Here is a 14,176-nt window from a genome sequence, read left to right on the forward strand (position 1 = left end):
AAGTTTGTGAAGCACTTATACTGCGCCCAGGTCTCCGGAACCTTTGTTGTATGGAGAACCAGCGTAACGAATCCACAATTTTTGTAAAATAGACGGATTTAACATTTTACTTAAAGTGTGCCTTTGTACCCCATTCGCTGCTTAATTTCCATCCAGGTCCGGAGGAAGGAAAAATTATAAAAGCTGTGTGGGCATAAATTGTGAAAAAACAAAGACCTGTCAATCTGGATTTACAGACGATACAGTTTCCACTCCCTGCTATCGCATCGATCTTGCATCGTGTCTCAGGGGTTATCATGTTAGTCGCAGTTGGTATTTTACTGTGGTTACTTGGCACCTCTCTCTCATCTCCCGAAGGTTTTCAGCAAGCCGCTGATATCATGACTGGCTTCTTCGCGAAGTTTATTTTATGGGGCATCCTAACAGCATTGGCATACCACATTTGTGGTGGTATTCGTCATATGTTAATGGACTTCGGCTTTATTGATGAAACATTGGTTGTTGGTCGTCGTTCTGCGGCAATTTCAATGATTATTACCGTTATTTTATCAATATTGGCGGGGGTATTAGTATGGTAAGTAATTCTTCTACTTTAGGCCGTACAGGCATACAGGATTGGTTATTCCTACGTGCAACTGCCATCATTATTTTCTTATATGTTTTATATTTTGTTGGTTTTGTTGCAACAACTGATATTACCTATGAAGTTTGGCGTGGATTCTTTAGCTCCTCTCTAACCAAAGTTTTTACCCTATTAACGCTACTTTCTATTCTAATTCATGCATGGATTGGTATGTGGCAAGTGTTAACGGACTATATTAAGCCAATAGCATTACGTTTGACGTTACAACTTATTATTGTCGTTGCGCTGTTGGTTTATCTTATTTATGGAACAATTGTGGTGTGGGGTGTGTAATGAATCTGCCAGTTAGAGAATTTGACGCAGTTGTAATTGGTGCTGGTGGTGCAGGTATGCGCGCCGCTTTACAGATTTCTCAAATGGGTCTGTCATGTGCACTAATCTCAAAAGTTTTTCCTACTCGTTCTCATACTGTTTCCGCTCAAGGTGGTATTACAGTTGCTTTAGGCAATACCCATGAGGATAACTGGGAATGGCATATGTACGATACTGTTAAAGGTTCCGACTATATCGGTGACCAAGATGCTATCGAATATATGTGTAAAACCGGTCCAGAAGCTATTTTAGAGCTGGAACATATGGGACTTCCTTTCTCTCGTCTTGATGATGGACGGATATACCAACGCCCATTTGGTGGTCAGTCGAAAAATTTTGGTGGTGAACAAGCTGCCCGTACTGCTGCCGCTGCTGACCGTACAGGCCATGCACTATTACATACTTTGTATCAACAAAATTTAAAAAATCATACCACTATCTTTTCTGAATGGTATTCGCTGGATTTAGTTAAAAACCAAGACGGTGATGTTGTTGGTTGTACCGCTATTTGCATTGAAACAGGTGAAGTTGTTTATTTTAAAGCCAATGCCACCATTTTAGCGACAGGTGGTGCGGGGCGTATTTACCAATCAACAACTAATGCGCATATCAATACGGGTGATGGTGTTGGTATGGCAGTTCGTGCGGGTGTGCCTTTACAAGATATGGAAATGTGGCAATTCCACCCAACAGGTATCGCAGGGGCTGGGGTGTTAGTGACGGAAGGTTGCCGTGGTGAAGGTGGCTATTTACTGAATAAAGACGGTGAACGCTTTATGGAACGTTATGCACCAAATGCTAAAGACTTAGCAGGTCGTGACGTAGTTGCACGTTCTATTATGATTGAAATCCGTGAAGGCCGTGGTTGCGATGGACCATGGGGACCTCATGCCAAACTGAAACTCGACCACTTAGGTAAAGAAGTTCTGGAATCTCGTCTACCGGGTATCCTTGATCTCTCTCGTACCTTTGCTCATGTTGACCCAGTTAAAGAACCTATTCCGGTTATTCCTACTTGTCACTATATGATGGGGGGGATCCCAACTAAAGTTACCGGACAAGCTATTCGCATGAATGAAAAAGGCGAAGATGAAGTGATCCCAGGATTATTTGCTGTGGGTGAAATTGCTTGTGTATCTGTCCATGGTGCTAACCGATTAGGTGGTAACTCACTGCTTGACCTTGTGGTATTTGGTCGTTCTGCGGGTGTTCACTTAAAAGAGTCTTTGATGGAGCAGGGCACGATGCGTGATGCCAGCGATTCTGATGTTGAAGCTGCATTAACACGCTTACATCGTTGGGAAAATAATCGTTCAGGCGAAGATCCGGTTGAGATCCGTAAAGCATTACAATCTTGTATGCAACATAACTTCTCGGTCTTCCGTGAAGGGGATGCAATGGCGAAGGGCTTAGAAGAGCTGAAAGTGATCCGTGAACGCCTGCAAAATGCCCGACTCGATGATAATTCAAGTGAATTTAATACACAGCGTATTGAATGCTTAGAGTTAGATAACTTGATGGAAACAGCTTATGCCACAGCGGTATCTGCTAATTTCCGTACGGAAAGTCGTGGTGCACATAGCCGTTTCGATTTCCCTGATCGTGATGATGAAAACTGGTTATGCCATACATTATATCAACCGCAAACCGAAACAATGACACGACGTAAAGTCAATATGCAGCCGAAACTGCGTGAGGCTTTCCCTCCAAAAGTGCGTACATATTAATTAGCGGTGTTATTGAAGTTGCGGAGACTGAATTATGAAACTTGAATTTTCAATTTATCGTTATAATCCCGACGTTGATAATGCGCCGCGTATGCAAGATTACACGCTTGAAGTACCCGAAGGGCGTGACATGATGTTGCTAGATGCATTAATTCAATTAAAGGAAAAAGATCCTACATTATCATTCCGTCGTTCTTGCCGTGAAGGTGTATGTGGCTCCGATGGAGTGAACATGAATGGTAAAAATGGTTTGGCATGTATCACACCTATTTCATCTTTACAGAAAGGAAGTAAGAAAATTGTGATCAGACCGTTACCAGGTCTACCGGTTATTCGTGATTTAATAGTGGATATGACTCAATTCTATACGCAGTACGAGAAGATCCGTCCATATGTGATTAACGACGACAAAAATCCTCCGGCTCGTGAGAATCTACAGTCACCAGAACAACGTGAAAAACTTGACGGACTTTATGAGTGTATTCTTTGTGCTTGTTGTTCAACATCTTGCCCGTCATTCTGGTGGAATCCAGATAAGTTTATCGGACCTGCTGGACTGTTAGCAGCGTATCGTTTCTTGATTGATAGTCGTGATACTGAAACAGAATCTCGTCTTGATGATTTAAGTGATGCGTTTAGTGTATTCCGTTGTCACGGTATTATGAACTGTGTCAGCGTATGTCCAAAAGGGTTAAATCCGACTAAAGCAATTGGTCATATTAAATCAATGTTGCTAAAACATAGTGCATAAATTAATAACCGCCCTAAAATAGTTAGGGCGGTTAATGAAAAAATTAAGTTAGACGTTTGCAATAAGTAGTCTGTGTATTTGTATAAGTTTGTCTTGATAGCGGTTTTTGGAGGCACCTTTAAACACTGTTAGACAGTTTTTAAAGGTTCCTTGAGAGTGAAAAACTCCAATATTTTAAGAACCTGCGAGATAGCGGGTCATAAGAGAACCTTGCAATCGACACCGTTTAATAACGGTACTAGTTATCCACGGCGAACTAAAGCTGTATAGCTTAAGGGATCATAATGCAGAACGGCGCAATGAAGGACTGGCTAGATTCCACATTTCTAGCAGGAGAGAATCAGTCTTACATAGAAGAAATCTATGAAGATTACCTAACTGACCCAAACTCTGTTGACGAAAGTTGGAGAGAAATCTTTCAACAACTACCCGTAAGTCAAGGCGCAGAACAGTCGCATTCTCAAACCCGCGACTACTTCAGACGCCTCGCAAAAGAATCCACTCGATATCATACCTCGGTAAGCGATCCTGCAATGGACTCAAAACAAGTTAAAGTTTTGCAGCTCATTAATGCGTTTCGTTTTCGTGGTCACCAAAATGCTAATCTCGATCCGCTTGGTTTATGGAAAAGAGAATCTGTTCCAGATTTAGATCCTGCTTTCCATAATCTCACCAAAGAAGATTTTGAAGAAACCTTTAATGTTGGTTCTTTTGCTATCGGCAAAGAAACCATGAAACTCGGTGATATCTATGAAGCACTGAAACGTATTTACTGCGGTTCTATCGGTGCTGAATATATGCATATTACCAATACAGAAGAAAAACGTTGGATCCAACAACGTTTAGAATCTGTCAATGTTGCAGACCAATTTACTAAAGAAGAAAAAATTCGCTTTTTAGCAGAACTGACTGCAGCTGAAGGGTTAGAACGTTACTTAGGGGCTAAATTCCCAGGAGCAAAACGTTTCTCTTTAGAAGGTGGGGATGCTCTGATCCCAATGTTAAAAGACTTAATTCGTCATGCAGGGAAACAAGATACCCGTGAAGTGGTACTTGGCATGGCTCACCGCGGGCGTTTAAACGTTCTGGTTAATATTTTAGGGAAAAAACCGGCAGATTTATTTGATGAATTTGCGGGTATACACAAAGAGCATTTGGGAACTGGTGACGTTAAATATCACCAAGGCTTTTCATCTGATTTTGCAACAGAAGGTGCTCAAGTTCACCTTGCTTTAGCCTTTAACCCATCTCACTTAGAAATTGTGAGTCCGGTTGTTATCGGTTCTGTCCGTGCTCGTCGTGACCGCTTAGATGAAGCGCGCAGTAATATGGTTCTTCCGATCACCATTCATGGTGACGCAGCAGTGACAGGGCAAGGTGTTGTTCAAGAAACACTGAACATGTCACAAGCTCGCGGTTATGAAGTTGGTGGTACGGTTCGTATTGTTATTAATAACCAAGTTGGTTTTACCACATCAAATCCTAAAGATGCCCGTTCAACAGAATACTGCACTGATATTGTGAAAATGGTTCAAGCACCTATTTTCCATGTAAATGCAGATGATCCTGAAGCGGTAGCTTTCGTCACCCGTTTAGCGTTGGATTTCCGTAATACCTTTAAGCGTGATGTGATGATTGACCTTGTTTGTTATCGTCGTCATGGACATAACGAGGCGGATGAGCCAAATGCAACTCAGCCATTGATGTATCAAAAAATCAAAAAACATCCAACACCTCGTAAGATCTATGCTGATAAGTTAGTAGAGCAAGGTTTAATCGAAGCTAATGATGTTACTGAGTTAGTGAATCTCTATCGTGATGCTCTCGATCGTGGTGATTGTGTCGTTGAAGAGTATCGTCCTATGGGGCTACATTCTTATACATGGGAACCTTACTTAAACCATGAATGGAATGAAGAGTATCCGCATAAAGTCGAAAAATCACGCTTACAAGATTTAGCGCGCCGAGTTAGCACAGTACCTTCTGAAATCGCAATGCAATCTCGCGTCGAGAAAATTTATGCCGATCGTGCTGTTATGGCTGAAGGCGAAAAATTACTCGATTGGGGGGCGGCTGAAACCTTAGCGTATGCCACTTTAGTGGATCAAGGTATTACTATTCGCCTCTCTGGTGAAGATGCAGGCCGTGGCACATTCTTCCATCGTCACGCGGTTATTCACAATCAAACCAATGGTTCAGTTTATGTACCATTAGCCAATATTCATAACGCCCAAGGTCAATTTAATGTTTGGGATTCTGTCTTAACAGAAGAAGCGGTATTAGCATTTGAATATGGTTATGCCACTACTGAGCCTCGCGGGCTGACTATTTGGGAAGCGCAATTTGGTGACTTTGCTAACGTAGCACAAGTGGTTATCGACCAATTTATTAGCTCTGGTGAGCAAAAATGGGGTCGTATGTGTGGCTTAGTCATGCTGTTACCTCATGGTTATGAAGGTCAAGGTCCAGAGCACTCATCTGCACGTTTGGAACGCTATCTGCAATTATGTGCAGAGCAAAACATGCAAGTTTGTGTGCCCTCCACACCAGCGCAGGTTTACCATATGTTACGTCGCCAAGCGTTACGTGGCATGCGTCGCCCATTAATCGTTATGTCACCTAAATCACTGTTACGTCATCCATTAGCGGTATCGAGCTTAGATGAATTAGCGGATGGTAAATTCTTACCTGTAATTGGTGAGTTAGATGAATTAAATCCAGCGGATGTGAAACGTGTCGTGATGTGTTCAGGGAAAGTTTACTACGATTTATTAGAACAACGTCGTGCTAATGGGCAAACAGATGTTGCGATTATTCGTATTGAACAGCTATATCCATTCCCTCATGATGATATGGCACAGATTTTGGCACCTTATGCTCATGTGAAAGATTTTATTTGGTGTCAAGAAGAACCGCTAAATCAGGGCGCTTGGTATTGTAGTCAGCATAACTTCCGTGATGCTATTCCTACTGGCGCAACATTACGTTATGCAGGTCGTCCTGCATCAGCTTCTCCAGCTGTTGGTTATACCTCTGTTCATCAGGAGCAACAAAAAGCTCTGGTTGAAGATGCACTGAAAGTTGAATAAATAAGGATAGAAAATGAGTAGTGTAGATATTCTAGTACCGGATCTCCCTGAATCAGTTGCTGACGCGACAGTCGCAACTTGGCATAAAAAACCTGGTGATAGCATTCAACGCGATGAAGTGCTGGTTGAAATTGAAACAGATAAAGTTGTGTTAGAAGTACCGGCGAGTGAAGCTGGGGTGCTGGATAGCATTCTTGAAGAAGAAGGCGCTACGGTAGGTTCACGTCAATTATTAGGACGTATTCGTCTTGGTGATAGCACTGGTATTCCTGCGGATGTGAAACCTGCACAAGATACGACGCCTGCGCAACGTCAAAGTGCAGATATTGTTGCGAAAGAAAGCAATGATGCTCTTAGCCCGACAGCACGTCGTTTAGTCGCTGAACACGATATTAATCCAGCAGATGTAAAAGGCAGTGGTGTTGGTGGACGCTTAACTCGTCAAGATATTGAAAGCCATGTTGCTAATAATAAATCAGCAACAGCGGCCACCGCTGAAGTTTCTCAAGCTCCATTATCGCATCGTAGTGAGAAACGTGTACCAATGACACGTTTACGCAAACGTGTTGCAGAGCGTTTATTAGAAGCGAAAAATACTACCGCCATGTTGACAACGTTTAACGAAATCAACATGCAGCCTATTAAAAATTTACGTGCGCAATATGGTGAAGCATTCGAAAAACGCCACGGTGTACGTTTAGGCTTTATGTCTTTCTACATTAAAGCGGTAGTTGAAGCGTTAAAACGTTATCCAGAAGTCAATGCGTCTATTGATGGTACTGATGTGGTTTACCACAACTATTTTGATATCAGTATTGCCGTATCAACACCGCGTGGTCTGGTAACACCGGTATTACGTGATGCAGATGCGATGAGCATGGCGGATATTGAGAAAAATATCAAAGCATTAGCAGTGAAAGGTCGTGATGGTAAATTAACCGTTGAAGATTTAACAGGCGGTAATTTTACTATTACTAACGGTGGTGTTTTTGGCTCATTAATGTCAACACCGATTATCAACCCACCACAAAGTGCTATTTTGGGTATGCATGCGATTAAAGATCGCCCAATGGCAGTTGATGGTCAGGTTGTTATTCTACCTATGATGTATCTAGCACTTTCTTATGACCATCGTTTAATTGATGGCCGTGAGTCTGTCGGTTTCTTAGTGACCGTTAAAGAAATGCTAGAAGATCCTGCCCGTTTATTACTGGATGTGTAGGTAATAAATATCGCTTTTAGGCAGGAGATGCTCCTCCTGCCTCTACAGCAACATACACAAGCATCAAAGAAGTACAGTGTGTTCGTGAAGCCAGATTTTTCTGGCTTATAGTCAAAAAAATAAGAAAGTCCGACTTTCAACAAGATTATGGATAGAACATCATGAATTTACACGAGTATCAGGCAAAACAGCTTTTCTCACGGTATGGATTACCAGCACCTGCTGGTTTCGCCTGCTCCACGCCGCGCGAGGCAGAAGAAGCTGCATCAAAAATTGGCCAAGGCCCTTGGGTTGTTAAATGTCAAGTTCACGCGGGTGGACGTGGTAAAGCGGGTGGCGTAAAAGTCGTCAACTCAAAAGAAGAGATCCGCGCATTTGCTGAACAATGGTTAGGCAAACGTTTAGTAACTTATCAAACAGATGCTAATGGCCAACCAGTAACGCAAATCTTGGTTGAAGCGGCAACAGATATTGCTAAAGAACTTTATCTTGGTGCTGTTGTTGACCGTGGTACCCGTCGTGTTGTCTTTATGGCTTCCACTGAAGGTGGCGTTGAAATTGAAAAAGTGGCGGAAGAAACGCCAGAGCTTATTCATCGTGCCATTATTGATCCGCTGACAGGACCTATGCCTTATCAGGGACGAGAATTAGCCTTCAAACTCGGTTTAAAAGGCAAACAAGTTAGTCAATTTGCTAAAATATTTATGGGATTAGCGACGATCTTCTTAGAGCGTGATTTAGCGCTTATTGAGATCAACCCATTGGTGATCACCAAAGATGATGATTTGATTTGTCTTGATGGTAAATTAGGTGTGGACAGTAATGCGTTATTCCGTCAACCGGAAATGCGTGAAATGCATGATCCATCACAAGAAGATCCACGTGAAGCGCAAGCGGCACAATGGGAATTAAATTATGTAGCACTCGATGGCAATATCGGTTGTATGGTTAATGGCGCTGGTTTAGCTATGGGAACCATGGATATCGTTAAACTGCATGGCGGTGAACCTGCTAACTTCCTTGATGTTGGGGGAGGGGCAACCAAAGAGCGTGTTACAGAAGCATTTAAGATTATTTTGTCAGATGAAAATGTCAGTGCTGTATTAGTCAACATTTTCGGTGGCATTGTACGTTGTGACCTTATTGCAGACGGTATTATTGGTGCAGTTGAAGAAGTCGGTGTTAACGTACCAGTTGTTGTTCGTCTTGAAGGAAACAATGCAGAGTTAGGCACTAAAAAATTAGCAGATAGCGGTTTAAATATTATTGCTGCTAAGAGCTTAACGGATGCCGCTAAACAAGTTGTTGCAGCAGCGGAGGCAAAATAATGTCTATTTTAATCGATAAAAACACTAAAGTTATTTGCCAAGGTTTCACTGGAAGCCAAGGAACTTTCCACTCCGAACAAGCTATTGCTTACGGTACTCAAATGGTGGGTGGTGTTACACCGGGTAAAGGTGGTACAACACATTTAGGCTTACCAGTATTTAATACTGTACGTGAAGCAGTGGAAGCAACGGGGGCGACGGCGACGGTTATTTATGTACCAGCACCATTTTGCAAAGACTCTATTTTAGAAGCTATTGATGCAGGTATTAAACTAATTATTACAATTACAGAAGGTATTCCTACGCTGGATATGCTGACTGTAAAAGTAAAATTAGATGAAGCTGGTGTTCGCATGATTGGCCCTAACTGTCCGGGGGTTATCACTCCAGGTGAGTGCAAAATTGGTATTATGCCTGGTCACATTCACTTACCTGGCAAAGTAGGTATTGTCTCTCGTTCAGGTACCTTAACTTATGAAGCAGTAAAACAAACTACTGACGTTGGTTTAGGTCAATCAACCTGTGTTGGTATCGGTGGTGACCCAATTCCGGGATCGAACTTTATTGATATTCTGAAGCTATTCCAAGAAGATCCGCAAACAGAAGCAATTGTTATGATTGGTGAAATTGGTGGTACAGCAGAAGAAGAAGCAGCTGCTTATATCAAAGATCACGTTACCAAACCTGTTGTAGGCTATATTGCTGGTGTTACAGCACCTAAAGGTAAGCGTATGGGGCATGCTGGCGCCATTATTGCGGGTGGTAAAGGTACTGCTGACGAGAAATTTGCCGCATTAGAAGCCGCTGGCGTTAAAACAGTACGTAGTTTAGCTGATATCGGTGATGCTGTTAAATCGCTATTAAATAAGTAACATTTTTGTTAATCATCTCTAGTTAAAACTACATATCATGCCAATCTCTGATCAAACTGGAGATTGGCATTTTTTATTGTTCTATTTTATGGCGCCTTTAGGTGCTATCAGCAAGTAGTCACGTGTATTTTTGTTTGATTTTATCTCATCTTATTGTTTTTAAATATATTTTTATTTTATTTTTTTGTGTTAAATAGTGGTTTAAACACAGCAATAACGAAAATATGGCGCTAAACAAGAATACCTGAGCCCTGGTTTGCTAAAAAATGCGGAATTTGTTTTACTCAGCCTAACTGATATGAAGAGTAGGGGAAGGCAAAAAAAGGGATACTTTTAGTATAATTTTTATTCATTAATACTATGTGTATAAGATTTACTATAGTTAATTTATATTGTTTAACGATACCTTATTAGCAGATACCCCCCCTCAATTATTATCATTTGTTAGTATTATTGGAAGGGCACAATCTTGCCCTATTGCAGTATGGTGAAGGTTTCATAGTAAAAAATGTATTATAGATACAATAATGCTCGAAAGAGAAGTTTAATGAGTAGCAGAGTAACCATGCTAAAAAACCGACCTTCTAAAATAACATTAAACTATCAACTATCAGCTAAACTTTAGAGATAAAGCTTACAAATAATCATTCTTCAATACAGTTATGCCATTTTGCTACCCATATTTAAAAATGAGGAAATTGTATCTTTTTGTTTTGTAAGTAAATATTATTTATTTTTATGGCTTAAGGTATGATTGCTATAGAGTGCATGAGTTATTTCTATTCAACGGATAGATACATTATTTATCCTAAATTAAACTTTGTATTAAAAAAAGATTATCATTATAAGAGTTTATTTATATTTTAGGTTCGCTCGATAAAACTAAATTAAAAAAGATAAAAAATTAAAAATTTATTTTCAACTTATTAATTAATAGATTATTTTTTTTAAATATCTCTTTTTTACCTGAAAAAAAATGTTTTTAATATTAGAATTAATGAAATACAGCTAAATATGACTATTTAAATGTATTTATGAAAATAAAAAGTTAATTTTATTATGGAAATTAATGGGAGGTAAATTATACTTAAAAATAAAACCAACAGTAAATTAACATTACGGTAACCATTGGGTAATTTATTCGCAACTAGTTAACATTAAAGTGTTTTTTTGATGTGGGTCAAGTTATTAATTGTGGAAAAATTTTCTAAATATGCTTAAATTGGCACACGATCAAATATGCTGTTACTAACCTAAAAGTCGTATTGTTGACCTAAGCTCAGAATTCAAATCTGGGTCACGCAAAATATATTTATTATATGTAAATATAGGCGTACTATTTGTAAGGTATTGTGTTTTTGGTCTTTAATATTCGTTGTTGTTTTTAGAGGCATTTATTGCTGGTAGTTATGAGGCTTTATTTATTAATTAAAGTCGGGTTGCCGCAAGTCGGTGTCTTCCTGCTAGGAGCAAGGAGTCAAGATGTTTGATATTGTCGAACTGTCACGGTTACAGTTTGCCTTAACAGCGATGTATCACTTCCTGTTTGTCCCATTAACGCTCGGTATGGCGTTTATGCTGGCAATCATGGAAACGATATATGTCCTGTCAGGTAAACAAGTTTACAAAGATATGACAAAGTTCTGGGGTAAGTTATTCGGTATTAACTTTGCTCTGGGTGTCGCAACTGGTTTGACCATGGAGTTCCAATTTGGTACTAACTGGTCATATTTCTCTCATTACGTTGGTGATATCTTCGGTGCACCTTTAGCAATCGAAGGTCTGATGGCATTCTTCTTAGAATCAACTTTCGTCGGATTATTCTTCTTCGGTTGGGATCGTTTAGGCAAGAAGCAACACTTAATGGTAACTTGGTTAGTTGCCTTTGGTTCTAACTTCTCTGCGCTGTGGATCTTAGTCGCAAATGGTTGGATGCAAAACCCTGTTGCTGCAGACTTCAACTTTGAAACCATGCGAATGGAAATGTTGAGTTTTGCTGATCTGGTCTTAAACCCAGTTGCTCAGGTGAAATTTGTTCACACCGTTGCTGCAGGTTACTGTACTGGTGCATTCTTTGTTTTAGGTATCAGCTCTTACTACCTACTCAAAGGTCGTGACATCGGTTTTGCAAAACGTTCTTTCGCTGTTGCGGCAACCTTTGGTATCGCTGCGGTATTATCTGTTATCGTACTGGGTGATGAATCTGGTTATGAAATGGGTGACGTACAAAAAACCAAATTGGCTGCTATTGAAGGTGAGTGGCATACAGAGCCAGCACCAGCTTCCTTTAACTTGATTGCATTCCCTAATCAAGAAAAAATGGAAAACACGTTTGCTCTACAAATTCCATATGTCATGGGTATTATAGCAACACGTTCTTTTGATACGCCGGTATTAGGTCTGCATGATCTGATGAGCCAGCATGAAGTGCGTATTCGTAATGGTATGAAAGCGTATGACCTGTTAACTGAACTACGTTCAGGTAACACTGATCCTGCCGTACGAGCTGCATTTAATGAGTCTAAAAAAGACTTAGGCTACGGTCTATTATTGAAGCGTTATACTGAAAATGTTTCTGATGCAACTGAAGAGCAAATTAAGTCAGCTGTAAAAGATTCTATTCCTAACGTCGCACCACTTTTCTGGTCATTCCGTATCATGGTCGCGGCCGGCTTCTTGATGTTACTGGTTGTTGCGATCTCCTTCTGGACTGTTCTGTCTAACCGTATCGGTAACTACAAATGGTTACTGCGTGCTGCGCTATTTAGTATTCCATTACCATGGATTGCTGTTGAAGCGGGCTGGTTTGTTGCAGAATATGGACGTCAACCATGGGCGATTGGTGAAATCTTGCCTACGGCTGTAGCAACTTCTTCACTGACACAGGCTGATATTCTCGTTTCTATGGGACTTATCTGCGGTCTGTATACTCTGTTCCTCGTTGCCGAAATGTTCCTGATGTTCAAATTTGGTCGCCTTGGCCCAAGTAGTCTGAAAACGGGTCGCTATCACTTTGAACAGAAGACAGCTTCTTCTGCACAAAGTAAGTAACACAGGAGTCCACTATGTTTGATTATGAAGTATTGCGGTTTGTTTGGTGGCTACTGATTGGTATCTTACTGATCGGCTTTGCGGTCACCGATGGTTTTGATATGGGTGTTGGTGTGTTATTGCGCGTCATTGCAAAAGATGACACAGAACGCCGTATTTTAATTAACTCTGTTGCACCTCACTGGGATGGTAACCAAGTTTGGTTAATCACTGCCGGTGGTGCATTATTCGCTGCATGGCCTATGGTATATGCTGCGGCATTTTCTGGTTTCTATTTTGGTATGATCTTCGTACTGGCGGCATTATTCTTCCGTCCAGTAGGTTTTGACTACCGTTCTAAATTAGAATCACCAAAATGGCGTGGTATGTGGGATTGGGGTATCTTTATTGGTAGCTTTGTTCCACCATTAGTTATCGGTGTTGCTTTTGGTAACCTGTTACAAGGTGTTCCATTAGAAGTCGATAGCATGCAACGTGTATCTTATAATGGTACAACTAACGCACTAATTAACCTGTTAAGCCTATTAAACCCATATGGTTTATTAGCTGGTGTTATTAGCTTAATGATGATTGTGGCACAGGGTGCTAGCTATCTTCAAATGCGTACTACCGGTGAGCTGCATGAGCGTACTCGTAAAGCAACTTACATTACCTCTTTAATCACTTTTATTGCTTTTGCATTAGCAGGCGTGTGGTTAATCTACGGTATTGATGGCTTTATTATCACTAGTGCGGTTGATACTGCGGGTCCTTCTTCTCCGTTGTTGAAAACAGTTTCTCACGAAGCTGGCGCTTGGATGACGAACTACAACAACTATCCTATTTTATGGATCTTACCGGCATTAGGTCTGTTAAGTCCTTTATTAGCGGTTGTTGCAACTAAAGCAAACAAAGGAGCTTGGGCATTCCTGTTCACTTCACTGACTATTGCTTGTGTTATCCTAACGTTTGGTGTAACCCTGTTCCCATTCATTATGCCATCAAGCACATTCCCTGATGTAAGCTTGACAATTTGGGATGCAACTTCAAGCCTGTTCACTTTACAAGTGATGACAGTAGTCGCGATTATCTTTGTACCTATCGTTCTCCTCTACACTATCTGGTGTTACTGGAAAATGCATGGTCGCCTCGATAAGAAATTTATCGAAGGCAATAATCATACTCTTTACTAAGGAGCATAG

At 40.8% G+C, this 14,176-nt stretch carries 10 protein-coding genes; all 10 read left to right on the plus strand.

The genetic code is table 11. From position 1 onward, the window contains the following. Positions 1 to 197 precede the first annotated feature (197 nt). The gene (sdhC, locus tag AACV01_RS11755) at positions 198 to 578 is read left to right on the plus strand and encodes a succinate dehydrogenase cytochrome b556 subunit (RefSeq protein WP_123059542.1); all 381 of its coding nucleotides are present in this window, start codon (positions 198 to 200) and stop codon (positions 576 to 578) included. Next, positions 572 to 916, plus strand: a complete 345-nt coding sequence (gene sdhD / locus AACV01_RS11760; RefSeq protein WP_004244415.1) for a succinate dehydrogenase membrane anchor subunit — start codon at positions 572 to 574, stop codon at positions 914 to 916. The genes sdhC and sdhD overlap by 7 nt, the downstream gene beginning before the upstream one ends. Continuing rightward, complete coding sequence (gene sdhA / locus AACV01_RS11765) at positions 916 to 2,682, plus strand: succinate dehydrogenase flavoprotein subunit (RefSeq protein ID WP_004244416.1); 1,767 nt, start codon at positions 916 to 918, stop codon at positions 2,680 to 2,682. Before sdhD ends, sdhA begins: the two co-directional genes overlap by 1 nt. A gap of 34 nt (positions 2,683 to 2,716) precedes the next feature. Then, positions 2,717 to 3,433, plus strand: coding sequence for a succinate dehydrogenase iron-sulfur subunit (locus AACV01_RS11770; RefSeq protein WP_004244417.1), 717 nt, complete (start codon positions 2,717 to 2,719; stop codon positions 3,431 to 3,433). 284 nt (positions 3,434 to 3,717) lie between these two features. After that, positions 3,718 to 6,522, plus strand: coding sequence for a 2-oxoglutarate dehydrogenase E1 component (gene sucA, locus AACV01_RS11775; protein ID WP_004244418.1), 2,805 nt, complete (start codon positions 3,718 to 3,720; stop codon positions 6,520 to 6,522). A 13-nt stretch (positions 6,523 to 6,535) separates the two neighbouring features. Continuing rightward, positions 6,536 to 7,744 carry a 2-oxoglutarate dehydrogenase complex dihydrolipoyllysine-residue succinyltransferase gene (gene odhB / locus AACV01_RS11780; protein ID WP_004244419.1) on the plus strand — a complete coding sequence of 403 codons (1,209 nt, stop codon included), beginning with the start codon at positions 6,536 to 6,538 and terminating at the stop codon, positions 7,742 to 7,744. Between the two features lie 161 nt (positions 7,745 to 7,905). Then, a complete protein-coding gene (gene sucC / locus AACV01_RS11785) occupies positions 7,906 to 9,072 on the plus strand; it encodes an ADP-forming succinate--CoA ligase subunit beta (protein ID WP_004244420.1) in 1,167 nt (388 codons plus the stop codon). Further along, positions 9,072 to 9,944, plus strand: coding sequence for a succinate--CoA ligase subunit alpha (gene sucD / locus AACV01_RS11790; RefSeq protein WP_004244421.1), 873 nt, complete (start codon positions 9,072 to 9,074; stop codon positions 9,942 to 9,944). The genes sucC and sucD overlap by 1 nt, the downstream gene beginning before the upstream one ends. 1,482 nt (positions 9,945 to 11,426) lie before the next feature. Continuing rightward, positions 11,427 to 12,995, plus strand: coding sequence for a cytochrome ubiquinol oxidase subunit I (gene cydA / locus AACV01_RS11795; protein WP_004244422.1), 1,569 nt, complete (start codon positions 11,427 to 11,429; stop codon positions 12,993 to 12,995). Between the two features lie 14 nt (positions 12,996 to 13,009). Then, complete coding sequence (gene cydB, locus AACV01_RS11800) at positions 13,010 to 14,167, plus strand: cytochrome d ubiquinol oxidase subunit II (RefSeq protein WP_004244423.1); 1,158 nt, start codon at positions 13,010 to 13,012, stop codon at positions 14,165 to 14,167. Positions 14,168 to 14,176 lie beyond the last annotated feature (9 nt).

The organism is Proteus sp. G2609 (genome assembly GCF_963896135.1).
Classification (GTDB): domain Bacteria; phylum Pseudomonadota; class Gammaproteobacteria; order Enterobacterales; family Enterobacteriaceae; genus Proteus; species Proteus mirabilis.

Coding starts and splice junctions, on each gene's coding strand:
- sdhD (WP_004244415.1), top strand. CDS start 572: ATGGTAAGTAATTCTTCTACTTTAGGCCGTACAGGCATACAGGATTGG.
- sdhA (WP_004244416.1), top strand. CDS start 916: ATGAATCTGCCAGTTAGAGAATTTGACGCAGTTGTAATTGGTGCTGGT.
- AACV01_RS11770 (WP_004244417.1), top strand. CDS start 2,717: ATGAAACTTGAATTTTCAATTTATCGTTATAATCCCGACGTTGATAAT.
- sucA (WP_004244418.1), top strand. CDS start 3,718: ATGCAGAACGGCGCAATGAAGGACTGGCTAGATTCCACATTTCTAGCA.
- odhB (WP_004244419.1), top strand. CDS start 6,536: ATGAGTAGTGTAGATATTCTAGTACCGGATCTCCCTGAATCAGTTGCT.
- sucC (WP_004244420.1), top strand. CDS start 7,906: ATGAATTTACACGAGTATCAGGCAAAACAGCTTTTCTCACGGTATGGA.
- sucD (WP_004244421.1), top strand. CDS start 9,072: ATGTCTATTTTAATCGATAAAAACACTAAAGTTATTTGCCAAGGTTTC.
- cydA (WP_004244422.1), top strand. CDS start 11,427: ATGTTTGATATTGTCGAACTGTCACGGTTACAGTTTGCCTTAACAGCG.
- cydB (WP_004244423.1), top strand. CDS start 13,010: ATGTTTGATTATGAAGTATTGCGGTTTGTTTGGTGGCTACTGATTGGT.